Genomic DNA, 22,106 nt, shown 5'->3' on the forward strand with positions numbered 1-22,106 from the left:
CCGCCGTTGACCGGACAAGCAGGCGCCTCTCAATCGAATTAAGCGTATAAGAAAAGTCCGGCCGCGCCGACGACGCCGGCATTGTTGCCCAGCTCGGCAGGAACGATGTCCACGCCTTCCTTCGCCGTATCCGTGGAGAACTTCTCGAACGTCTCGCGGATCTGCTCGAACAGATATTCGCCGGCCTTGCTCACGCCGCCGCCGATGATGAACCGCTGCGGATTGACGATGACCGCGAGCGCCGCCATCGACTTGCCCAGGTAGAAGGCCGCCCGCGCCACGATGCGCTGAGACACTTCGTCCCCCGCCTTCGCAGCGTCGAATACGTCCTTCGCCATGATCTTGTCGACGAGCGACAGCGAAGTCCGGTCGCCGCGCGCCACGGCGTCGTTCGCCATGCGGATGATGCCGGTCGCCGACGATACCGTCTCGAGGCACCCCATCTGGCCGCAGCCGCACTGGATGGCCTCAAGATCGGGGACGATGGAGATATGGCCCAGCTCGCCCGCCATGCCGTTAAAGCCCTCGATCAGCCGGCCGTTCACGATGATGCCGCCGCCGACGCCGGTGCCGAGCGTGTAGCACACGCAATTATGCACGCCGCGGCCTGCGCCGCCCCACACTTCGCCCAACGCGGCAACGTTGGCGTCGTTGTTGATCTTGACCGGCTTGCCGAGCTTCTCCTCCATGATATGCCGGACCGGCACTTGCCGGAAAGGCAGGTTCGCGGAGAACTTGATGACACCGCCCGGAATGTCGAGGAAGCCGGCAATGCCGATGCCGATGCCGTGAACCTGCTCCCACTCCGGCGTGCCGGGAGGCACGAGCGAATGCACGTAAGCCGCGATATTGTCCAAAATGCGGTCGGTGCCGAGCTCGGTCTCGGTCGGTCCTTCATAGGTCCGCAGAAGCTCGCCGAGGTGGTTGCAAAGACCAATCTTGATCGTCGTGCCGCCCAGGTCGACGCCAACGTATAGCGATTGAGACATAGTGTTAGACACCTCTTGAAAGTATTGGATAAGTCATCAAGCGAGAAGCGCCGACCTCAAGGCCGGCGCGCCTCATTCTGCCGATCAGCCCAGCGTCTGGCTCCAGTCGTGAACCATGCTTCCCTCGAGATACTTCTCGCAATCGAGCGCGGCCATGCAGCCGCTGCCCGCGGCGGTGATCGCCTGGCGATACTTGGTATCCTGCACGTCGCCGCAAGCGAATACGCCCGGAATATTGGTCTCGGAGGAACCCGGCTTCGTCACGATATAGCCGTTCTCGTCGGTCTCGACCTGGCCGCCGAGGAACTTGGTGTTCGGCGTATGGCCGATGGCGATGAAGACGCCGTCCGTTGCCAGCACTTCTTCTTCGCCCGTCTTGTTGTCGCGGACCTTCAGGCCGGTGACGCCCAGCGGGCCTGCGACGACCTCGAGCGGCGTCTTGTCGAGTCCCCAATCGATCTTGGGATTCTCCCGCGCACGGTCCTGCATGATTTTCGAAGCGCGCAGCTCCTCGCGGCGGTGAACCAGCGTCAGCTCCGAAGCGAAGCGCGTCAGGAAATTCGCTTCTTCCATCGCGGAGTCGCCGCCGCCGACGACGATAATCTTCTTGTTGCGAAAGAAAAATCCGTCGCAGGTCGCACACGTGCTGACGCCGCGTCCGACGTTGTCCTTCTCGCCGGCGATGCCCAGGTACTTGGCCGAAGCGCCCGTCGAGATGATGAGGCTCTCGCCCTGCAGCGTCTCGCCGCCTTCGAGATGGAGCGTGAACGGCCGCTCGCCGAGCTCGACCGAGTTGATCCAGCCCGTGCGGAACTGCGCGCCGAAGCGCTCCGCCTGCTTGCGCATGTTGGCCATCAGGTCGGGTCCCATAATGCCTTCGGGGAAGCCGGGGAAGTTCTCGACCTCGGTCGTCGTGGTCAACTGTCCGCCCGGCTCCGGGCCTTCGATGACCAGCGGGTTCATGTTCGCGCGCGCCAAATAGATGGCGGCCGTGAGGCCCGCCGGTCCTGTTCCGATTACGATGCTCTTATAGATAGTCATGCGTTCTGGTCCTCCTCGGCCTATTGTTGAGATATTTCCTGATTAAGGGCGATCCTGAAATGCGCGGTTCGTCAGCTTCAACTTCTCGCGGATGCCGCAAGCCTCGTCGATTCGTCCCGCATAACGGCTGATGCTAGCCTGCGAAGCGCCGTATACGTCCATCAGCTCGGCGTATGTAATGCTCCTGCGGTGCATTTTCGCCGTCCAATATTCGAGCGCCGCAGCCCAGCCTGCCGCATTGCGAAGCTTGGGCACATCCGGATAGACGCGGGAGAGATAATCGACCCACAGCGTCATCATGTCATGCTGCTGCACGACGTCGTACCGTCCGGCCATTCGCTCCATCGCCTGCTCCAGCACGCCCTGCCAGTCGCTGTCCCAGACCGGCAGCCTGGCGGACCTGCGCCTCGCGTCGAGCGTGAGCGACCGGCCGTCGAAGACGACCGCGAGCGCGTCCTCGACGCCAATCGAGCGCAGCACGAGCACGGCGACCCGCTTCAGGTCGTCCTCTTCCTCCGCGTCGACGAGAAATGCCTTCAGCGCCTCGATGACCTCTTCGTCGGCAACCAGACCCAGCGCCTGGATGACCTGCATCTTGGTCCGGCGATCGCCGTGGCGCAGCGCCCAGAAAAATGAGGAGCGCACGAGCGGATCCTTCTTGAGCGTCTCGGAGATCCGCTCGGGGTGCTTTTCCCACTCGCGAAACTGCTCGTCGAACGGCATATGGTAGTGGTACTGGGTCGGCGGACTCGCTTCTCCCTGTCTTACCTTAGCCAATTTGCCCAGATAGAAATCAGCGACGGCCGGCGACGCGTCCAGCCGCCTCGCCTGCAGCCAGTGTCGCTCGGCCTCGTCCAACCTTCCGATATTGGCAGATGCGACGGCCGCGAAGTGATGCAGGCTCGGCTCCGAGGACAGCTCGCCTTTGCGTAGCAGCCTGTTGAAGTGAATGTACGCTTCGCGGTGTTCGCCGACAATTCCCATCGTCGTGCCCAGCTTGAATACATGCTCGGGATGAATCGGAATCGTCTTCTTCAAAAGGCTCAGCAGCGCAGCGAGATCTTCGCGCCGGTTCACGTGCTGATAGAAAATAGCCAGGTTGCAAAGCGCGTGCAAATTACCCGGCTCCGCCTTAAGCACCTCGCCGATCGTCTGCACGGACTTGTCGAACAAGCCCATATAATAATAGGCAAGCCCTAGATTGTTGCGCGCCGCGAGGAAGTCCGGCTTCTGGATCAGGATATCCTCCAGCAGCCGCACGGCCTCGGAGAAACGTCCTGCCTCCAGCAGCTCCCTCGCCTTGTCGTGCTCGTAGAGACTCTCCTTGGCCTTGATCGTGGACAGCTTGGTCGGACGCTTGAGCTCGTAAACCAGCAGATCGAGCAACTCGTCCGCCTCGTCGAGGAACTGGCCGTCCGGATCGTTCTCCAGGTACGTGACGAGCGACTCCTCGGCAGCCTCGAAGAGTTCCATGTTGGCATAGTTGTTCGCCAGATAATAATGGCACTCCGTCATGCCCGGATCGATGCGCTCCAGCACCGACCGCAGGATATCGTTGGACTCCTCGTAGCGCCCCATCTCGGACAGGATGCCTGCCATGTTGCAGTGATTCACCGGATTCTCCGGCTCGTATTCGACGGCACGGCGGAAATACTTGAGCGCCTTGTCGTAATGATAGCGGTCCAGCGACTGGACGGCGCGCTCAAAGAAAAACGTCGCGTCCAGCGACAACGGAATGACTTTGGTGCGGCGGCCGGCGACCATACGCTTGCGCGGATTCATCGTCAAGGCACCTCCCCCCGGTCGTATAATAGTTTGTTCGATTCGTTCGCTTGCATCGCGGTTCGTTGGCTGCCGCCCGCGGCGAGCCGCCGGTCCTCGGCCGGACCGGCATATGTTAAACCGATTATAACACAGCAATGGCATCCATCAAATGAAAAAGGACCGCCCGGGCGTGTCGCGGCTTGTCCGCCGGCAAGCGCAGCGCGCGTAGTCCCTGCCTCGGCCATCGGCAGCCGCCGAGCAAATAAAAACGCGGCTCCCGCGCAAATCGCGCAGGGTGCCGCGCCTAGCATGCTTTGCTTAGGTCTATACGCCCGCCGTCTTGAACAGCGTGCTGATCGAGCCGCCTTCGGTGATGATGCGGGTCGCTTCGGCCAGCATCGGCGCGACGGACAGCACCTTGAAACGGTCCGAACGGTCGTTCGGCAGCAGGATCGAATCCGTCACGACGACCTCGCGAATGCTCGGGTGATCGAGCTTCTGCAGGGCGTTGCCGGAGAAGAGCGGATGCGTCGCGCAGACGTAAACGTCCTCCGAACCGCGCTCCTTCAGGCCCTCGACGACGTTCACGATCGTCGTACCGGTGTCGATCATGTCCTCGATGATAATCGGGGTATAACCCTCGACTTCGCCGATGACGTGCGTGATGACCGATTCGTTGTGCGCGGGGCGCTTCTTGATCATGATCGCGAACGGAGAATCGAGCTGGTTGGCCAGCTTCTCCGCCGTGGAGGCTCGTCCGGCGTCCGGCGAGACGATAACCGGATTGCGGATGTTCTTCGCCCGCAGGTAATCGCTGATCAGATCCAGCGCGGTCAAGTGGTCGACCGGGATGTTGAAGAAACCTTGGATCGCCGGCGCGTGCAGGTCGATCGTGACGATCCGGGTCGCGCCGACTGTCGTCAGCACGTCCGCGACCATCTTCGCGGAGATCGGCTCGCGCGGCGCGGCCTTGCGCTCTTGGCGGGCATATCCATAGTAAGGGAGCACAATGTTGATCGTACGCGCCGATGCCCGCTTGGCCGCGTCGATCATGATCAGCAGCTCTACGAAGAAGTCATTGATCGGATGTGACAAAGATTGCACGAGGAACACGTCGCAGTTGCGGATGGTCTCCTCGTAGTGCACGTACACTTCGCCGCTCTTGAAGCGAGACAGCGTAATCTTGCCTAGCGGCAGCCCGAGCTGCTCGGCGATCTTCTCCGCCAGCACGGGATTCGACGATCCGGAAAAAATACGAAGCTTGCTGCTGTACATTGTGCGCCTCCAAGATTTTTCACTAGCGGCATAGCCGCATTTATCCCCTCTATTATACATGACGCAGGAAGGATAGCCAAAGGGTTCTGTGTCATATATCGACTGGTAATTCACTTTAATTGGCACATTTTCGTCACTTTTCGAGCCGCGTGCGTCGAATCGTGGCCGATTGCCGCGGCACAACAAGCCGCCGGCTCCCGTCCCTCCCGGAACCGGAGACCGGCGGCTGCGCGGTCAATTCTTTTTGGTCGGCTTGCGGTGGCGGAACTCCAGCTCTTGAAGGACATCGTCGAGCGGAATGCTTTCCTCGCGCAGCAGCACCATCAAATGGAAGATGAGATCCGCCGCTTCCGCGCGCGTCTCCGCCTTGTCGTGGTTCTTGGCGCCGATGATGACCTCCGCGGTCTCCTCGCCGATCTTTTTCAGGATCTTGTCCAGACCTTTGTCGAAAAGGTACGTCGTATACGAGCCCTCTGGCCGCTCGGCATGCCGCTTCGCGATCGTCGACTCCAGCTCGGATAGCGGCGCGAAGCGGTCGGCTCCAGGCAGCGATTCCTGCGGCAGCTCGCCGGACGCATCGCGGTAGAAACAGCTGTAGCTGCCGGTGTGGCAGGCCGGGCCGTTCGGGATCGCCTGGACCAGCAGCGTGTCGCCGTCGCAATCGTAGCGCACCGACACGACCTTTTGGGTATTGCCGCTCGTCGCGCCTTTATGCCACAGCTCCTGCCGGGACCGGCTCCAGAATACCGTCTCCCCTTTTTCCAGCGTCAGGGCGAGGGATTCCTTGTTCATATAGGCCATCATGAGTACTTCCTTGCTGACCGCGTCCTGCACGATCGCAGGCACCAGCCCGTCCGCGTCCCATTTGATCGAATCCGACAGCGTCTCGCTCATCTCACATTCACTCCTTGGCTCCGCAGGGCGTCCTTGACCTCGCGGATCGTCACTTCTTTGTAGTGGAAAATGCTCGCGGCGAGCGCCGCGTCCGCGTGCCCCTGCGAGAAGGCGTCCGCGAAATGGGAGACGTTGCCCGCGCCGCCCGAGGCGATGACGGGAATGCCGACGTTATCCGACACGGCGCGCGTCAGCGCGTTGTCGAACCCGTCCTTCGTGCCGTCTGCGTCCATGCTCGTCAAGAGCAGCTCGCCTGCGCCGCGCCGCTCGGCTTCCTGCGCCCAGGCGACCGCCCGGATGCCCGTCGGATTGCGTCCGCCGTGCGTGAAGATCTCCCATTCGCCCCACTCGGCGTTGTACTTCGCGTCGATGGCGACGACGATGCACTGCGCGCCGAACACGCGCGAACCGTCCGAGATGAGATCCGGATTGCGGATCGCCGCCGTGTTGATCCCGATCTTGTCGGCGCCGGCTCGCAGCAGCCGTTTCATGTCTTCGACCGTAGAGATGCCGCCGCCTACGGTAAACGGAATCGTGATCTCGCCGGCCGTCCTGCGCACGACGTCGACCATCGTCGCGCGGCCCTCGACCGAAGCCGAGATGTCGAGAAACACCAGCTCGTCCGCGCCTTCGCGGTCGTAGATCTCGGCCAGCTCGACCGGATCTCCCGCGTCGCGCAGGTTAACGAAATTGACGCCTTTGACGACCCGCCCGTCCTTGACGTCGAGGCAGGGAATGACGCGTTTTGCCAACATAAGCTTGCCTCCAGTCCGCAGAGCGCCCGCCGTTCGACTTGTCGTCTGGCGGACGCTCCGGGTTTGCGATGCGCTGCGATGAAGCAGCCGATGCGTTTTTGTTAGCCGCGCTGCTCGCGGCCTGCCATATGACTGAGGGGCGGATCGGCTGCCGGACCGCTTCGGTCCGGTCGCTTCCGCTTACTTGTAAGCGGCGACTGCCTCGGACAGCGAGATGCTGCCCGTATAGAGCGCCTTGCCGACGATCGCGCCGCCGACGCCGTCCGCCGCATGCTTCGACAGGTTCGCCAGGTCCTCCGGCTTGCTGACGCCGCCCGAGGCGATGACCGTGCGGCCCGATATTTGCGCCAGGCGCACGATCGCTTCGACGTTCGGTCCGCCCATCATGCCGTCGCGGGAAATGTCGGTGAAAATGAACGTCTCGGCCCCCTCGGCCGCCAGCTCCTTCGCCAGATCCTCCGCGCGCACCTGCGATGTCTCGAGCCAGCCTCGCGTCGCCACGAAGCCGTCCCGGGCGTCGATGCCGATCGCCACTTTGCCGCCGTACTTCGCCAGCACCTTCGATACGAAGGCGCGGTCCTCGATCGCCGCCGTCCCCAGAATGACGCGGGAAACGCCGAGCGACAGCAGCCGCTCGACGTCCGCCTCGGTCCGAAGGCCGCCGCCTACCTGCACGGGAACCTGCACGGAACGCGCGATTCGGCCGATCAGCTCATCGTTGACCGGGTGACCGACCTTGGCGCCGTCCAGATCGACGAGATGCACCCACTCGCCGCCCTGCGCTTCCCAATCTTTGGCCGCGGACACCGGATCGTCGTTGTACACCGTCTCGCGATTATAGTCGCCCTGAACCAGACGGACGGCTTTGCCGCCGCGAATGTCGATGGCCGGGTAGATGATGAAATTGGACAAAGGGATGACCTCCAACTTGTTGACGTTCCTCAGTTTCTCATACTCGCAGGCCTCGCAATTGCGCTGCCCGGTTGCTGTAGAGTAACTTTTTGCCCTTACAGCAACTTCTCGAGCGCTCTTTGATGCTGTAGAGTAGCTTTTTGCTCTTACAGCACCATTCCGAGCATGATTCGATGCTGCAATGCAACTTTTTGCCCTTACAGCACCAACGCCCGCACGGATCTGCCTAAGCTTTCCCGCCTTCGGCCAACTCCACGAATCTGCGCAGCAGCGCAACGCCGAGATCGCCGCTTTTCTCCGGGTGGAATTGCATGCCGCTCACATTGTCCCGCCCGACGATCGCCGTCACCGGCTGATGATAGTCCGTCGTCGCCAGCAGGTCTTCCGGCCGCTCCGGCAGCGCATGGAACGAGTGCACGAAGTACACGTATCCCGGCGCGAGACCCGCAAACAACGGATGCGACGGCTGCTCGAAATTCAGCTCGTTCCAGCCCATATGCGGGATCTTGTAATCCCCGCGGAACTTCGCGACCCGGCCCGGCAGCAGGCCGAGCCCCTCGTGCGTACCGTGCTCCTCGCTTTCCGCGAACAGCAGCTGCATGCCCAGGCAGATGCCCAGCAGCGGCTGTCCCGCGGTCGCCGACTCGCGGACGACCGCGTCGAGCCCGGTCTCCCGCAGGTTGCGCATCGCGTCGCCGAAGGCGCCGACGCCCGGCAGGATGACGCCGTCCGCCGCGAGAATCTCCTCTCGCGAAGACGTCACCAGCGCCTCGCGCCCGAGCCGCTCGACCGCCTTGCTGACGCTGTGCAGGTTGCCCATGCCGTAGTCGACGATCGCGATCATCTTACAGCACTCCCTTCGTCGAAGGCACGCCCTTCACGCGCGGATCGATCTGCGTCGCTTCGTCCAGCGCGCGTCCCAGCGCCTTGAACACCGCCTCGATCATATGGTGCGTATTTTTGCCGTAGTGGACGATGACATGGAGCGTGATGCGCGACTCCAGCGCCAGTTTCCACAGAAATTCATGAACGAGCTCCGTGCTGAAGCTGCCCACCGTCTGCGAAGGATATTCCGCGCGGTACTCGAAGTGCGGACGGTTGCTCACGTCAACGATGACCTGCGCGAGCGCCTCGTCCATCGGTACGAACACGCTGGCGTAACGCTTGATGCCGGCTTTGTCGCCAAGCGCTTCCCGCAGCGTCTGCCCGAGGCAGATGCCGATGTCTTCCACCGTGTGATGGTCGTCGATATCGACGTCCCCGCGCGCCTCGACCTTCAGGTCGAACTGGCCGTGCTTGGCGAACAAGTCGAGCATATGGTTGAGAAAAGGTACGTCCGTTTCGATGTTCACTTCGCCCGTGCCGTCCACGCCGAACGCCAGCTTGATGTCCGTTTCGTTCGTCTTGCGCGCGACCTCCGAGCTTCTTGCCCCGGCCGCGATGTTGTTGTCCTGTGCCATCTATTGGTCCCCGCTTTCCTTGAAGCGAATTTCTACCGCTCTCGCATGTGCTTCCAAGCCTTCGTGCCGGGCAAGCGACGCGATGCCCGCCGCGTCCCGGCGCAGCGCCTCGCGGCTGTACCTGATCAAGCTCGACTTCTTGACGAAGTCGTCCACGTTCAGCGGCGAGGAGAACCTGGCCGTACCGTTCGTGGGCAAAATGTGGTTCGGTCCCGCGAAATAATCGCCGACCGGCTCCGAGCTGTACGGTCCCAGGAAGATCGCGCCCGCATTCTCGATCCGCCCGAGCAGCTCAAGCGGGTCCTCGGTCATGATCTCCAGGTGCTCCGGCGCCAGCTTGTTCACGACGTCGATGCCCTCCGCAAGATCGGCGACCGTCAGGATCGCCCCGTATTGCTCGAGCGACTTCTCGGCAATCTCGCGCCGCGGCAGCGTGGCGACCTGCCACGCAAGCTCCGCTTCGACATCCCGCGCGAGCCGCTCCGACGGCGTCACGAGCATCGCGGACGCCATCTCGTCGTGCTCCGCCTGCGACAGCAGATCGGCGGCGACGAAGCGCGCATCCGCGCTGTCGTCGGCCAATACGACGATCTCGCTCGGCCCGGCGATGCTGTCGATGTCGACGGCGCCGAACACGGCGCGCTTCGCCAGCGCCACGTAGATGTTGCCCGGGCCGCAGATCTTGTCCACGGCCGGTATGCTCTCCGTGCCGTACGCCAGCGCGGCTACGGCTTGCGCGCCTCCGACCCGGTACATCTCCGTGACGCCAGCCTCGGCGGCCGCCACGAGAATGTACGGGTCGATGCCTTCGCGTCCGCCGGTCGCCGGCGGCGTGACCATCGCGATCTGCGGCACGCCCGCGACCTTGGCGGGCAGCACGTTCATGAGCACCGACGACGGGTAAGCCGCCTTGCCCCCGGGCACGTACAAGCCTACGCGAGCGAGCGGACGCAGCGACATCCCGAGCATCGTGCCGTCCGGCTGCACGTCGATCCACGATTGACGCGTTTGCTTTTCATGGAAAGCAGTCACGTTCGCCGCGGCTCGGCGCAGCGCATCCAGAAATTCAGGCTCGACGCGTTCGTACGCGGACTGGATCTCCGCCTCCGTCACGCGCAATTGCGAAGCATCCAGCCGAACGCGGTCGAACGCCTCGGTGTACCGCAGCAGCGCGGCATCTCCTTCGGAACGGACCGCCGATACGATCTCGGCGACTGCCGCGTTTTGCTCCGGCGAGCCGTATTCGCTCTCCCGCTCCAGCTTGAAGCCGCTCGCAGGTCCTTTGTACATGCCTTTTCCCCCTGCCGTTTCTTAATTGCCTATTCTTGCCGCCGCACAAACCCGGAGCCGAATTTAATTCCAAGCCCTAAGCCTTCGCCGCCAGCGTGTCGGACAGTCTGTCGCACAGCGACTGGATCGCCGCGTTCTGCAGCCTGTAGCTGACGCGATTCGCGATCAGCCGGCTCGTCACCTGGAACAGCGTCTCCATCTCGACCAGTCCGTTCTCCTCGAGCGTCTTTCCCGTTTCGACCATGTCCACGATCCGATCGGCCAATCCGATGAGCGGCGCCAGCTCGATCGAGCCGTTAAGCTTGATAACCTCTACCTGCTGGCCGCGCTCGCGGAAATACTGGGACGCCACCCTCGGATACTTCGTCGCCACCCGCGGATGGATGACCGGCTCCCAGTCCGGCAGCCCGATGACCGACATCCGGCACCTGGCGATGCCCAGATCGAGCAGCTCGTAGACGTCCTTGTTCTCCTCCATCAGTACGTCCTTGCCGACGATGCCGATGTCAGCGACGCCGTATTCCACGTAGGTCGGCACATCCACGGGCTTGGCCATGATGAACTCCATGTTTGCTTCCGGCACCGGAATGATCAGCCGGCGGGAATCGTCGAAGTCCTCCGGAATCGGGAGCCCCGCCTGCCGGAACAGCTTGCTCGCCTGCTTGTAGATGCGCCCCTTGGGCATCGCGACCTTCAACACCGCGCCGCTGTCCGTCATTGCGGGTCCCCTCCCTTCTCGTCAAACGTGAACACTTTATCGAAAAAGGTGCCTTTGTATTCGTAGCGTCCCGCCTTTGCGTGCGCCGACGCGAGCGCGTCTCCCGCTCCCGATCCGCCAACCGCGCCCAATCCCCCGCCGGTCTGCACGACACCTTCGGTCACGACCGCAAGTCCTTCCGCCCGCAAGCCCGCAGCCTTCTCCAGCGCTTCGCGTCTGCGTCCCGGTGCATAGCGGATCAGCGCGCGTACGGGCTCTTCCTGACCGACCTCGGCGACCTCGAGCATGCGCGTCGTCTTGAGCGCGAAGCCGGTCGCAGGCGCCGGCCTTCCGAACTGCGCCAGCAGGTTGTCGTACCGTCCGCCGCTGCAGACCGGGAACCCGAGCTGCGACGCGTAACCCTCGAACGTCATGCCAGTATAGTAGGAGATGTCGCCGATCATCGTCAGATCGATCAGGACATGATCCTGCACGCCGTAAGCGCCCAGCACATCCCACATCTCGCACAGATGGCGGATCGCCTCGCGCGCGCCGTCGCTCACGCGAAGCTCCAATGCACGCTCGCAAATCTCCTGGCCGCCGCGCAGCCGCAGCAATCCCTCAAGCTCGCGATGCACGGATTGTTCGAGCCGCAGCTCTCCAAGCGCGGTGCGATAGCCGACATAATCGCGCTGCAGCAAGCATTCCTTCAGTCTCTCCTGCGCTTCCGCGCGTCCGGGCAGCGTATCGCCGAACAAGCCGTTCAAGAAGCCGACGTGGCCGACCGCGATCTTGAACGAAGGCACGCCAGCCGCCTTGAGCGAGGCGATGGCAAGCGCGATTACTTCCGCGTCGGCCTCCGGTGACGGATCGCCGATCAATTCGACGCCGGTCTGGAAAAACTCCGCTTCGCGCCCGGCTTCTTCCTCGAAGGCGCGGAAGACGTTCGCATGGTAGCTGAGCCGCAGCGGAAACGGGTGGTCCTTGAGCAGCGACGAAGCGACGCGCGCGATCGGCGCCGTAACGTCGGAGCGGAGCACGATCGTCGTTCCCCGCTGATTGAGCAGCTTGAACAGCTTCTGATCGGAGGTCGCGCTCGCTACGCCAACCGTATCGTAATATTCGATCGTGGGAGTCAGGATCTGCTCGTAACCCCAGCCTCGCATGCACGCCAGCACCTCATGCTCGATACGCCGCAGCTTGGCGACCGCATGGGGCAGATAGTCCTTGACGCCGATCGGCTTTTCGAAGCCTTTGGGTTTGGACACGACAAAACACCTCGCTATAATGAGGCGGCCGAAGCCGCATTTTACTTCATCCACTTTTACTTCATCACGTTAAAGCGACACCATGTTACCATACTGCCAAAGTAAAGATTTACGTTTCACTTTATCACGAACGCCTGCAAGCGTCAAGTTGGGCAGCTCCGGCATGCTTCCTGCACGCGACAGCAAAAAAACCGGCGGCCGGCCTGCTCGCCAACCCCGGTTCTCGCCAATCCAGCTCGTCCGACTTGTCCTGCCATGCGTTCTTCACTGGTGTCCTCTCCTGTGCGCGTGTCTGAGCTCAGCCTGGGCTATCCTCCGAAGATTCTTCGCCTTTTCCGAGCTCGCGCAGCGGATTGCCGCCTACTCTGGCGTGAGCAGGCACATCCCGGTGCACGACCGATCCGGCCGCGACCACCGCATGGTCTCCGATCGTCACGCCGGGCAGGATCGTCACGTTGGCTCCGATCATCACATGCGAGCCGATGACGATATCGCCGAGTCTGTATTCTTTAATGAGGTATTCGTGCGTCAGCAGCGTGGAGTTATAGCCGACGATGCAGTTGTCCCCGATCGTGATCCGCTCGGGGAAGAACACGTCCACCATAACCATCAGCGCGAACGACGTCTCCTTGCCCACCTTCATGCCCAGCACGCGGCGATAGATCCAATTTTTAACCGAGAGCTCCGGACAATATCGCGCGATCTGGATAAAAATAAAGTTCCTGACCGCCTTCACCCTGGATACCGTACGGTACACCTGCCATAAAGCGTTGGGGCCTTCGACCGGGTACCGCTCGACCTTCCGCAAGACTTATCCCTCCAACCCGCTAAGCGGCAGCAGCTCGCGCATGTCGTGAATGATGCGATGCGCGCCTGCCTCCCGCAGCGGGGCTTCGCCCTTGAGCGACCAGGAGACGCCGACCGCATATGCGCCGGCGGCCAGCGCAGAACCGATATCGACCGTGCTGTCGCCGACCATAATCGCATGTTCCGGCGCAATGCCAAGCGCCTGCAGCGCCTTCTGGACCGGCTCCGGATGCGGCTTGGCATGCTCGACGTCGTCCAGCGTCACGATCGCGTCCATATATTCGTACAGCCCCAGCAGCTTAAGCGCCCGCTCTGTGGTCAGCCGCTTCTTCGTCGTGACGATGCCCAGCTTGAGACCGCCCTGTTTCAATAGAGGCACGACCTCCAGCACGCCGGGGAACAGCGATACCATGTCGTCGTGATGCTTGAAGTTGTAATCCCGGTACCCTGCGATCAAATCGTCGACCTGCTCGCGCCCCGAGAATTGCTGCAGCTGAGAGAGCAGCGTCTGTCCCATGATCGGGATGATCTGCTCGCGTCCGAATTCGGGGGGGACGATCCCTTGCAGGCAATATAGAAATGACTGGATAATCAGTTCGTTCGTGTCGACGATCGTGCCGTCGAGGTCGAACAGCACCGCATCAATCCGGGTCCCTGTCTTGCCTTCTGTCTGATTGTGACTCATCTGCAGGCTTCCTCTCTTCTTCCGTATCGGCCGCTTCCACGTCTGGCACGGTCTCATCGGCCGGCCGGACGGCAGTCGCAGCCGCAGGCGCTTCGGCGACGGTCGCTTCGGCCGGATTCACTTCGGCGGGATTCGCTTCGGTCACCTTGTTTCTCTCGAGCGGGTCCAAATACCGCGTTCTGTCCGGATTCATCGCACGGCGCACGATAATGGCCACGATGCTCGCAATGACAAGGAGCAGCGCGAGCAGCTGCGAGCTGCGAACGTTGCCGTATGCCGGATCGAGGTAGCCCTGATCCCCGAATATCCACTTCATCGGCGTCCACAGACCGTCGATCAGCGAAGCGAGCCAGTCGGGCCCCTTGAAGGCCAGGCTGTCCGTGCGCAGCGCCTCGATAAAGAAGCGGCCGATCGAATACCAGATCAAATAGGAGAAAAACAATTCCCCTACGCGCAGGAACTTCTGACGGCGCAAAATGAACAGGATGACGAGGCCGACCAGGCTCCATAGCGACTCGTACAGGAAAGTCGGGTGGTGGTAGGCGCCCGCTCCATTCGCGTCGATGACATACATCTGCCTGACGATGAACGCCGGCAGGTGAAGCTCGTTGCTCAGATATGTACCCGTGACCTCTCCGCCATAGGCTTCCTGGTTGACGAAGTTGCCCCAGCGTCCGATCATCTGACCCGCCAGCAGCGACGGCACGCAGATGTCGACGATGCGCATGAACGTATAGCCCTTGCTGCGGAAGTAGAAAAATCCGCAGACGAAGGCGCCGATCAACGCGCCGTAGATGGCAATGCCCCCGTTCCAAATCTGGATGATCTCGCCCGGGTGCTTGCTGTAATAATCCCATTTGAACAGGACGTAATACAATCTGGCGCCGACGATGGCCGAAGGCACCCCGTACAGCATCAGGTCCAGGAAGAAGTCGGCCGACAAGCCGAAGCGCTTGCCCTCCCAGATGGCGAGCAGCAGCCCCACGAGGGCTCCCGTGCCGAGGATGAGTCCGTACCAGTGCACGGGAATCGGGCCGAGGTGAAACGCAATCGATTCGAGCCGCATGGGCAGCAACATGAGTATCCTCCGTCTCTAACGCGATCGACCGAAAGGCCGCGAGCGCGGTTTATTCGTTGTCTTCGTCTGCGATCGCTTCGGTGAGCTTGTTGGTAAACTGCAGGGCGGCGTTGTAGCCCATCCGCTTGAGGCGGAAATTCATGGCCGCCACCTCCAGGATGACCGCGAGATTACGACCGGGGCGAACGGGGACGGTCACGAGCGGCACGTCCGTGTCGATAATTCTTGTCGTCTCCTCGTCCAGTCCTAGCCGGTCGTATTGCTTGTCCTGCTGCCAATTTTCAAGCTTGATGACGAGTCCGATCTGCTTGGTGTTGCGAACGGCGCCCGCTCCGAACAGCGTCATGACGTTCAGAATTCCGAGTCCGCGGATCTCGAGCAGATGCTGGATCAATTCCGGCGCGCTGCCGTACAGATAGTTGTCCGCGGTCTGCCGGATCTCTACGGCATCGTCGGCAATGAGCCGATGGCCGCGCTTGACGAGCTCGAGCGCGGTCTCGCTCTTGCCGATGCCGCTGCCGCCGGTAATGAGCATGCCGACCCCGTAAACGTCTACGAGAACGCCGTGTATCGTCGTCGTAGGCGCCAGCTTCTTCTCCAGGAAGTTGGTGATGCGGCTCAGCAGCGTCGTCGTCGCCGTCGTCGAACGAAGCACCGGAAAATGGCGTTCCTCCGCCACTTGGATCAGCTCTTCGGGCGCATCGAGCCCGCGCGTAATGATAATGCACGGCGTCTCTTCCGCGCAGATCTGCCGCATCCGCTCGAGACGTTCGTCGGAGGTCAGCTTTTCGAGAAAAGCGAGCTCCGTCTTGCCCAAAATCTGCGTACGCTCCGCGGGGTAATAATCGTAATATCCGGCCATCTCCAGGCCCGGCCGGTTCAAGTCGTCGGTCACGATCGTGCGCCGCATGCCTTCCGAGCCGGCGACGACCTCGAGTTGAAATTGCTGCACGAGCTCGGATACCTTTACTTTTTTAGCCATCGTACAGCTCCCTTCAACGCTCTGTTCATCTTTCTCATCGTATCGAAAATAAGCGCGGAAATCAATGTAAACCGCGTATTCGCGGGCAATCCCGGGCATAGTGCGCACCCGCCTGCAAGCCCCGGCATGCAAAAGCCAGCGCTCTCGATGAGAGGCTGGCTCGGTTTTCTCGGCCTATAAGAAAGGGATTTATGCATAATCCTTGTCGGTACGGCTCAAGCTTGCCGGTACCGCTCCGTGAACGTTTCGAAGAACGGCGTCGTATCCCGCTCCGCCATCGTCGAATCCGTCCCTTTGGACCAACCGATTTCCCTTCTCCAGCTGCCCAGCGTACCCGCCGCGGCTAATGCAATCTCGTCGACTTCCGCACGGGCTTCGGCTTGGGGCGCCACGTACAGCGCGTCGGCCGGACAATACGCTTCGCACATGAAGCAGGTCTGGCAATCCTCGAGGCGGGCGATGACGGGAAGCTTCGCGGCTTCGTCCATATCGAAAACGTTCGTCGGACAAGCCTTCACGCACAGCTTGCAGCCGATGCAGCGCTCCGCGCTGACGAGTTCGATCATGATGCCTCTCCCTTCGCTTGGCCGTCCGCCCGCCCGAGTTCTTCCGCATGCGGCGCCCGCTCCGTCCCGACGGCGATCTCGTCGATGCCGGAGAGGATCAGGCGATGCGTCTGCCGCGGATCGAGCGCCGGATATTCGGCGAGCGCCGCGAGCCCGCGCGTCTCTTTGCGCGCCAGCGCGGCGGTATACATCCAGCGGGCGACCGTCAGCATGCCGGCCGCCTCTCGCGCACGCACGCGGCCCTGCACAGTGCCGGGCACGCTGCCGCCAAGCGCCTCGCGCAGCGCGTCGAGCCGGCCCAGCGCACCGGCGATGCCCGACTCGCTGCGGTAAAAGTTAATGTTCAGCGGCAGAACGTCCCGCTGAATATCCCCGACCAGCGCCGTCGTGTCGATCGGCGCGTCCGTCTCCCGGCCGGCATCGAGACCGTGCCGGCCGACAGGCTGCAGCGCCCGGCGATCCGGATCGCCGCTTTTTCCCGCTCCCAGCGCATGACGAGCTGCGCCGCGTCCCGACCAGCATCCGCTGCAGATCGCCCAAGACGCGTTATAAGCGCCGCCGCCGCTGACCGCGCCCATCACGCGTTCGCGCGATGCCGCATCGCCGGCCGCGTACAAACCCGCCACCGTCGTCCGGCAATCCTCCCCCGCCAACCTCAGACCGCCCGTGCCTCGCATCGTGCCTTCGTAGCGCAGCGTCAGCGGAAACTTGTCCTTGAACGGATCGATGCCCGCCCGCTCGAGCGGCATGAAGAAGATCGGATGCGCCTGACGCAGGAACCTTCGCTTCTCATCCGTATCCGCCAGGTCGATGGAGGCGTAGACCGGCCCCTCCAGCAGCAGCTTGTGCATGCTGCCGAAGGTGCGATCCCCCGCGTGAATCGACCTTCCCGCCGCATCGTACAGCGTCGACCAGGCCAGCATGCGGCCGCGGGTCACGCTGCCGTCCGCGTAGCTGGGCGCATACTGCCGGCTGAACTCCATGCCGGACAGCTCAGCGCCGGCTTCCGCCGACATCAGCAGCCCTTCTCCGGTGAGCACGTTGCAGCCCAAGCCTTTGCTCAAAAAGGTGCAGCCGCCGGTCGCGACGACGACCGCATGCGCGCGGACTTCCCACGTACGTCCGGTCAACCGGTCGATGCCCCGGGCGCCGCCGACGCCGTGCTCGTCCGCGAGCAGCTCCAGCGCGGGCGACTGATCCAGGATCCGGACGCCCGCCTTGCGCACGGCGCGGCGCATCAGCTTCATATATTCCGGCCCGTGCAAATGCGTGCGCAGCGTCTCGCCCCGCTCGTCTTTGCGGAACGGATAGCCCCAATCCTCGAGCAGCCTCAGACGGATCTCGACCTCGTCGAGCACGCGGTGAATCCAGGCATTTTCGGAAAGGTAGCCGCCGGCTTTGAGCCTCGCCTGGACAGCCTGTTCGCGCAGCTCCGCGACAGGCGGGATGACCAGAAGCGTCGTCCCCCCGGGAGCGGTGGCCCCGCTTGTGCCGACATAGCCTTTATCGGCCAGCACGACGCTTGCGCCTTCCGCTGCCGCGCTCCAGGCGGCCCAGGCGCCTGCGGGTCCTCCGCCAAGCACCAGCACATCCGCCGTCAGCGTCGTTGCCGACTCGATCGTCACGCTCATCCCCCGCTTTCCCGCACCCGTTCGACGAATCGCCGGTGCCCGTTTCTGTTATGGCTCCAATCGGCTTCGCAAAAAGTCGATGGTCACGGCCAGCGCTTCCTCCAGCTCGGGCGTCGTGCCTGCATAAGGATGCACGGCGTTAAACGTATGATCCGCCCGCTCGATATCGTGGAACTGAAAATGCGGCGCGTTCTGTTTGAATATCCGGTTCTGCGCGAGCAGCGACTCGCGGTCCGCGCCGCCCTGCACGATGAGGACCTCTGCGCGCACCTCGTTCAGTCGATTTTCGATGACAAATCGATCTGCATGCCGCGCTTGATCATCGTCGAGCGCCGCTTCGAGAAGCGTGCGGCCTCCTTCTCCGCCAGAGCGCGCGGGCGACGAGCCGCCGTTCCAGACGACCAGCGCCCGAATGCCGCCCTGCTCCGCCGCGTGCAAGATCGCGCCGCCGCCCGCCCGGCTATGCCCGATCAGTCCCAGCCTCGACGCATCGGCCTGTTCGGCAAGCGGCAGTTCTCCCGCCAGTAGCGCGTTCGCCACGATCTTCAGCTCCTCCAGCTCACGCGACAGCGTGCTCGCCTCCGCGATCAGCGCCTCGTTCGCACCCACTTCCCGCGCAGCGACGCGGGAGTAATCGAAGCTCACCGTATAGAAGCCTTCGGCCGCGAGCCGGTCCGTCGTCTCCGGCCAGAACGCCCAATCCTTGTGTCCTCTGAAGCCGTGGCTCACGAGAACGGCCGGTCTGCTTGCACCCTCGCCAGCCGTCTTCACTTCGCCGCGGATGTACAAGCCGTTATCCAGCGGCAGCCGGAAAGCTGCGGTCGTGATCGTCTGCTCGCTCACTCGCGTTCCTCCTATCAACGTTTATTCGGCCTTCAGCACCCAATCGCCGATGTTGAAGTCCTTTTTCGCAATCTTCTCCTCGACCAGGAAGTTCTTCGTTCCCTCGATCAGCGCAAGCCCGTCGTCCGTGAACGCCGTGTCCTTGATATCCTCGATCGGGCTCAGCTTCTTCACGTTCTCGACCGTCGTCTTCTGAATGCCCGCGATATATTCGTAGTACTCGTCCGGATGCTGCTTCAAGTCGGCCAGCGCCTTCTCGCGCGCAGCGTTCCATACTTTCGGGAAATCCGGGAACTTCTCGAGAAATGCCTCCGACACCACCGTCGCGCTCGTGCCGAGCAGCTCGGGATGATCCGACGAGATATCCAGCTGCGGATACCCGTTCGCCAGCGAAGTCAGGGCATTAACGCCCGTATTGGTCATCGCGTCCACGCTGCCATTAGCCAGCGCGGCTTGCGCGTCGGGGATCAGCATGTGCACGAGCTTATAATCGGTGACGCCCGCATCCTTGAGCAGTCCCACGATATAGCGGTGCATAAAGGAGCCCTTCTGAATGGCGATCGTCTTGCCCTTCAGATCTTGCAGCGTCTTGGGGCCGTCCTTCTTGGCAATGAGATAGCCGATCGTACGGGTACCCGGCTGCGTGATGAGACGCGTCTTTGCGCCGCCCGCCCGCGCGATGATCGCCGGCGTGTCGCCGAGACTGCCGAAGTCAAGCCTCCCGCTGATGAGCGATTCCGTCTGGTCCGGTCCGTTGGGGAAGCCCGCGAGCTTCACTTCCTTGACGCCGTATTTTTTCAACTCTTCTTGAATGATGCCTTTGTAAAATCCCCAGCCTTCCGCGCCCGTCGTCTGATTCTGGTCGTTCAGGCCGATGTAGCCGTAATTGATAACCTCCGGCACATGGCGCTCCGGCTCCGCGCTTGCGGTCGAAGCGGCCTGCGACGATGCAGCCGCAGTGGACGCAGCTGCCGTGGAAGCGGCTGCCGACGGCGACGACGCAGCCGACGAAGAAGCGGCTCCTTCTTCGTTCTTGTTCCCGCAGCCTTGCAGCGCGAGCGTCAGCGCCACGATTGTCCCCAGCAGCAAGAGCGACCATCTGCGCCGGCTGCCCCCCTTGATCCGTCTTTGTCTCTGTTTCATCTCCGATTGCTCCTCCCTAGAATCCTGATCGCCGTGACAGCTGGTACATGAATTGATGCTTCGCAACCGGGACGCGTCCCTTGCCCCATCCGACCTTCTCCCGATAGCCGCCAAGCAAGCCCTGACCCTCAAGCTCCTCCTCGGTGACGCCCATCAAGCCCTCCGAATCCGGCGATACGTAGAGTGCGTCGACCGGGCAGTAAAGCTCGCACATAAAGCAGGTTTGGCAGTCGTCCTGCCTTGCAATCACGGGAATGCCGTTCTCGCCGCGGTCGAACACGTTCGTCGGGCAGACGGAGACGCATTGGTTGCACGATACGCAGCGGGATTCGCTGACGACCTCGATCATACCGACACACGCTCCTTCGCCACTTCTTCCTGCCGCACCCATACCCGGTCGAGTCCGCCGCTGATGAGGCGATGGTGCTGGCCGGCGTCGCCTGCCGGGAAATCCTCGCGCTTGTGCATGCCTCGCGTCTCCGTGCGGGCCAGCGCCGAATGGTACATCCATCGCGCCGTGGCCGTCATCGCGGCAGCCTCGCGCGCCTTCACGCCTTCGGTGGTCCGGCCGATTCCCGCTTCGCGCTGCCGCTGCCACAGATCGTCGAGCCTGACGAGCGAGTCGCCGAGTCCCTTCTCCGTGCGGAACAAATTACGGTCGTACGGCTTTACTTCGTCCTGCACGGCGCGAACGTACTCGTCCGTCCGCGCTGCCCCGCCCGGTTCCTGGCGGTCTCTCAACGTTTGCGAGGACAGCCCTCTCAAATTCCGCGATCCCGCCCCTTCGCCAAGCTTCAATGCATAAGCTGCCGCACCTTCGCCGGCAAACGAGCCCGAGGACATCGCCCACGCTGCGTTATGGCTGCCGCCGCCTGTGAAGCCGCCGCAGATCAGCTCGCGCGTCGCCGCGTCCCCGGCTGCGTAGAGACCGGGTGCGCTTGTGGCGCATGTCTCGTCGATGACGCGGATGCCGCCCGTGCCGCGAACCGTACCTTCCAGCCGGAGCGTGACCGGGAACAGATCCTTGAACGGATCGATGCCCCTGCGGTCGAACGGCAGAAAGAAGTTCGTCTGCGCGACGCGCAGCAGCGGCTTCAGGTCCTCCGGCGCCTGGTCGAGTCTCGCGTACACTTGCTTGCCTTGCAGCAGGTTGCGAGCGATGACTGAACGCCCCTTTTTCGAGCCGGCGCCCTCGACGACCGTCCCGTCCTCGTAATAGAAGCTGGCGTAGCTGTAGTACGCGGTCTTCGTGACCGAGGAGAACGTCGGGCAGATCGCATAGGCGTTCGAGAATTCCATGCCCGACAGGTCCGCTCCAGCCTCGGTCGCGAACAGATAGCCGTCTCCCGTAAGCACGTTGCAGCCGAGCGCGCGGCTCAGGAAGGCGCATCCGCCGGTGGCGATCACTACGGCGCCTGCCCGGATCTCCCAAGTCTCGCCGGTTTGCGTGTTCACGCCGGCAGCGCCGCCTACGCCGTGCTCGTCAGCAAGCAGCTCCAGCACCGGACTATGATCCAATATCTTGACGCCTGCGCGCTGCACGAGCTTTCTCATCAGCCGCATGTACTCCGGTCCCTGCAAGCTCCGCTTGTGCGGATTGCCGTTCTCGTCGACGGGGAACGGATAGCCGAGATTGCCCAGCTTGTTCATATTCTCATACGTGCGGTCGAGCACGCGGTCCATCCAGCTGTGCTCCGCCAGCTGCCCGCCCATGGCGTAGCGGCTGGCCTTCGCTTCCTCACGCTTCTCCCGGTCCGGCTCGACGTACCAGACGCCGGTGCCCGACGGCGCGGTGGCTCCGCTTGAGCCGCAGTACCCTTTATCGACCAGCGTTACCTTTGCGCCCTTCGAAGCCGCGGATATGGCCGCCCAGGTTCCTGCGGGTCCGCCGCCGATTACCAGTACGTCCGTGATCCGTTCGACCGAAGCTCTTGCCGCTGTGCTCGTCATTGTTTGTTCCTCCTCAGGAATGATGGGTTGTAAATCCGATTGGAGACTTCGACTTGTCGGGCAGGCCTAGCTGGCC

At 62.6% G+C, this 22,106-nt stretch carries 22 protein-coding genes; all 22 read right to left on the reverse strand.

The genetic code is table 11. The features are described 5' to 3' along the window. Nucleotides 1-38: 38 nt before the first annotated feature. The 22 genes from KB449_RS27960 to KB449_RS28065 all read right to left on the reverse strand — a co-directional run bounded on the left by KB449_RS27960 (nucleotide 39) and on the right by KB449_RS28065 (nucleotide 22,030). Complete coding sequence (locus KB449_RS27960; RefSeq protein WP_282911502.1) at nucleotides 39-989, reverse strand: ROK family glucokinase; 951 nt, start codon at nucleotides 987-989, stop codon at nucleotides 39-41. An 84-nt stretch (nucleotides 990-1,073) separates the two neighbouring features. Next, nucleotides 1,074-2,024, reverse strand: a complete 951-nt coding sequence (trxB, locus tag KB449_RS27965) for a thioredoxin-disulfide reductase (protein ID WP_282912923.1) — start codon at nucleotides 2,022-2,024, stop codon at nucleotides 1,074-1,076. 48 nt (nucleotides 2,025-2,072) lie between these two features. Beyond that, the gene (locus KB449_RS27970; protein ID WP_282911503.1) at nucleotides 2,073-3,812 is read right to left on the reverse strand and encodes a tetratricopeptide repeat protein; all 1,740 of its coding nucleotides are present in this window, start codon (nucleotides 3,810-3,812) and stop codon (nucleotides 2,073-2,075) included. A gap of 306 nt (nucleotides 3,813-4,118) precedes the next feature. Further along, complete coding sequence (locus KB449_RS27975; protein ID WP_282911504.1) at nucleotides 4,119-5,069, reverse strand: ribose-phosphate diphosphokinase; 951 nt, start codon at nucleotides 5,067-5,069, stop codon at nucleotides 4,119-4,121. 234 nt (nucleotides 5,070-5,303) lie between these two features. Beyond that, a complete protein-coding gene (gene hisIE / locus KB449_RS27980) occupies nucleotides 5,304-5,963 on the reverse strand; it encodes a bifunctional phosphoribosyl-AMP cyclohydrolase/phosphoribosyl-ATP diphosphatase HisIE (RefSeq protein ID WP_282911505.1) in 660 nt (219 codons plus the stop codon). Beyond that, nucleotides 5,960-6,718, reverse strand: a complete 759-nt coding sequence (gene hisF, locus KB449_RS27985; protein WP_282911506.1) for an imidazole glycerol phosphate synthase subunit HisF — start codon at nucleotides 6,716-6,718, stop codon at nucleotides 5,960-5,962. The genes hisIE and hisF overlap by 4 nt, the downstream gene beginning before the upstream one ends. Before the next feature lie 180 nt (nucleotides 6,719-6,898). Continuing rightward, nucleotides 6,899-7,630 carry a 1-(5-phosphoribosyl)-5-[(5-phosphoribosylamino)methylideneamino]imidazole-4-carboxamide isomerase gene (gene hisA / locus KB449_RS27990; RefSeq protein ID WP_282911507.1) on the reverse strand — a complete coding sequence of 244 codons (732 nt, stop codon included), beginning with the start codon at nucleotides 7,628-7,630 and terminating at the stop codon, nucleotides 6,899-6,901. 226 nt (nucleotides 7,631-7,856) lie between these two features. Next, nucleotides 7,857-8,474, reverse strand: a complete 618-nt coding sequence (hisH, locus tag KB449_RS27995; protein ID WP_282911508.1) for an imidazole glycerol phosphate synthase subunit HisH — start codon at nucleotides 8,472-8,474, stop codon at nucleotides 7,857-7,859. A gap of 1 nt (nucleotide 8,475) precedes the next feature. Further along, nucleotides 8,476-9,090 carry an imidazoleglycerol-phosphate dehydratase HisB gene (gene hisB / locus KB449_RS28000; RefSeq protein WP_282911509.1) on the reverse strand — a complete coding sequence of 205 codons (615 nt, stop codon included), beginning with the start codon at nucleotides 9,088-9,090 and terminating at the stop codon, nucleotides 8,476-8,478. Further along, nucleotides 9,091-10,380 (reverse strand): histidinol dehydrogenase, encoded by a 1,290-nt coding sequence (gene hisD, locus KB449_RS28005; RefSeq protein ID WP_282911510.1) that lies wholly within the window; start codon nucleotides 10,378-10,380, stop codon nucleotides 9,091-9,093. A gap of 76 nt (nucleotides 10,381-10,456) precedes the next feature. Continuing rightward, a complete protein-coding gene (gene hisG, locus KB449_RS28010) occupies nucleotides 10,457-11,098 on the reverse strand; it encodes an ATP phosphoribosyltransferase (protein WP_282911511.1) in 642 nt (213 codons plus the stop codon). Continuing rightward, entirely contained in the window at nucleotides 11,095-12,345 is a 1,251-nt protein-coding gene (locus KB449_RS28015; RefSeq protein WP_282911512.1) for an ATP phosphoribosyltransferase regulatory subunit, read from the reverse strand. Before KB449_RS28015 ends, hisG begins: the two co-directional genes overlap by 4 nt. Nucleotides 12,346-12,643: 298 nt before the next feature. Then, nucleotides 12,644-13,153: an acyltransferase gene (locus tag KB449_RS28020; RefSeq protein ID WP_282911513.1), complete on the reverse strand. Its 510-nt coding sequence runs from the start codon at nucleotides 13,151-13,153 to the stop codon at nucleotides 12,644-12,646. A gap of 3 nt (nucleotides 13,154-13,156) precedes the next feature. Continuing rightward, nucleotides 13,157-13,837, reverse strand: coding sequence for a pyrophosphatase PpaX (gene ppaX, locus KB449_RS28025; RefSeq protein WP_282911514.1), 681 nt, complete (start codon nucleotides 13,835-13,837; stop codon nucleotides 13,157-13,159). Continuing rightward, a complete protein-coding gene (gene lgt, locus KB449_RS28030) occupies nucleotides 13,794-14,915 on the reverse strand; it encodes a prolipoprotein diacylglyceryl transferase (protein ID WP_282911515.1) in 1,122 nt (373 codons plus the stop codon). The genes ppaX and lgt overlap by 44 nt, the downstream gene beginning before the upstream one ends. Before the next feature lie 49 nt (nucleotides 14,916-14,964). Continuing rightward, a complete protein-coding gene (gene hprK / locus KB449_RS28035) occupies nucleotides 14,965-15,897 on the reverse strand; it encodes an HPr(Ser) kinase/phosphatase (protein ID WP_282911516.1) in 933 nt (310 codons plus the stop codon). A 215-nt stretch (nucleotides 15,898-16,112) separates the two neighbouring features. Beyond that, nucleotides 16,113-16,463: a 4Fe-4S dicluster domain-containing protein gene (locus KB449_RS28040; RefSeq protein WP_282911517.1), complete on the reverse strand. Its 351-nt coding sequence runs from the start codon at nucleotides 16,461-16,463 to the stop codon at nucleotides 16,113-16,115. Then, the gene (locus KB449_RS28045; RefSeq protein WP_282911518.1) at nucleotides 16,460-18,094 is read right to left on the reverse strand and encodes an FAD-binding protein; all 1,635 of its coding nucleotides are present in this window, start codon (nucleotides 18,092-18,094) and stop codon (nucleotides 16,460-16,462) included. Before KB449_RS28045 ends, KB449_RS28040 begins: the two co-directional genes overlap by 4 nt. Nucleotides 18,095-18,142: 48 nt before the next feature. Continuing rightward, nucleotides 18,143-18,937 (reverse strand): alpha/beta hydrolase family protein, encoded by a 795-nt coding sequence (locus tag KB449_RS28050; RefSeq protein WP_282911519.1) that lies wholly within the window; start codon nucleotides 18,935-18,937, stop codon nucleotides 18,143-18,145. Between the two features lie 21 nt (nucleotides 18,938-18,958). Next, complete coding sequence (locus KB449_RS28055; protein WP_282911520.1) at nucleotides 18,959-20,080, reverse strand: ABC transporter substrate-binding protein; 1,122 nt, start codon at nucleotides 20,078-20,080, stop codon at nucleotides 18,959-18,961. A 16-nt stretch (nucleotides 20,081-20,096) separates the two neighbouring features. Beyond that, complete coding sequence (locus tag KB449_RS28060) at nucleotides 20,097-20,429, reverse strand: 4Fe-4S dicluster domain-containing protein (protein WP_282911521.1); 333 nt, start codon at nucleotides 20,427-20,429, stop codon at nucleotides 20,097-20,099. After that, complete coding sequence (locus tag KB449_RS28065; RefSeq protein ID WP_282911522.1) at nucleotides 20,426-22,030, reverse strand: FAD-dependent oxidoreductase; 1,605 nt, start codon at nucleotides 22,028-22,030, stop codon at nucleotides 20,426-20,428. Before KB449_RS28065 ends, KB449_RS28060 begins: the two co-directional genes overlap by 4 nt. Between the last annotated feature and the right edge of the window lie 76 nt (nucleotides 22,031-22,106).

The organism is Cohnella hashimotonis, from assembly GCF_030014955.1.
Taxonomy (GTDB): domain Bacteria; phylum Bacillota; class Bacilli; order Paenibacillales; family Paenibacillaceae; genus Cohnella; species Cohnella hashimotonis.

Excerpts from the sequence above, each read along its gene's own strand:
- hprK (WP_282911516.1), bottom strand. The coding sequence starts at position 15,897 with ATGGCTAAAAAAGTAAAGGTATCCGAGCTCGTGCAGCAATTTCAACTC.
- KB449_RS27975 (WP_282911504.1), bottom strand. The coding sequence starts at position 5,069 with ATGTACAGCAGCAAGCTTCGTATTTTTTCCGGATCGTCGAATCCCGTG.
- KB449_RS27970 (WP_282911503.1), bottom strand. The coding sequence starts at position 3,812 with ATGAATCCGCGCAAGCGTATGGTCGCCGGCCGCCGCACCAAAGTCATT.
- KB449_RS28045 (WP_282911518.1), bottom strand. The coding sequence starts at position 18,094 with ATGAGCGTGACGATCGAGTCGGCAACGACGCTGACGGCGGATGTGCTG.
- hisF (WP_282911506.1), bottom strand. The coding sequence starts at position 6,718 with ATGTTGGCAAAACGCGTCATTCCCTGCCTCGACGTCAAGGACGGGCGG.
- lgt (WP_282911515.1), bottom strand. The coding sequence starts at position 14,915 with ATGTTGCTGCCCATGCGGCTCGAATCGATTGCGTTTCACCTCGGCCCG.
- hisIE (WP_282911505.1), bottom strand. The coding sequence starts at position 5,963 with ATGAGCGAGACGCTGTCGGATTCGATCAAATGGGACGCGGACGGGCTG.
- hisB (WP_282911509.1), bottom strand. The coding sequence starts at position 9,090 with ATGGCACAGGACAACAACATCGCGGCCGGGGCAAGAAGCTCGGAGGTC.
- KB449_RS28055 (WP_282911520.1), bottom strand. The coding sequence starts at position 20,080 with ATGAAACAGAGACAAAGACGGATCAAGGGGGGCAGCCGGCGCAGATGG.
- KB449_RS28065 (WP_282911522.1), bottom strand. The coding sequence starts at position 22,030 with ATGACGAGCACAGCGGCAAGAGCTTCGGTCGAACGGATCACGGACGTA.
- hisH (WP_282911508.1), bottom strand. The coding sequence starts at position 8,474 with ATGATCGCGATCGTCGACTACGGCATGGGCAACCTGCACAGCGTCAGC.
- ppaX (WP_282911514.1), bottom strand. The coding sequence starts at position 13,837 with ATGAGTCACAATCAGACAGAAGGCAAGACAGGGACCCGGATTGATGCG.
- hisD (WP_282911510.1), bottom strand. The coding sequence starts at position 10,380 with ATGTACAAAGGACCTGCGAGCGGCTTCAAGCTGGAGCGGGAGAGCGAA.
- hisG (WP_282911511.1), bottom strand. The coding sequence starts at position 11,098 with ATGACGGACAGCGGCGCGGTGTTGAAGGTCGCGATGCCCAAGGGGCGC.
- KB449_RS27960 (WP_282911502.1), bottom strand. The coding sequence starts at position 989 with ATGTCTCAATCGCTATACGTTGGCGTCGACCTGGGCGGCACGACGATC.
- KB449_RS28060 (WP_282911521.1), bottom strand. The coding sequence starts at position 20,429 with ATGATCGAGGTCGTCAGCGAATCCCGCTGCGTATCGTGCAACCAATGC.
- KB449_RS28040 (WP_282911517.1), bottom strand. The coding sequence starts at position 16,463 with ATGATCGAACTCGTCAGCGCGGAGCGCTGCATCGGCTGCAAGCTGTGC.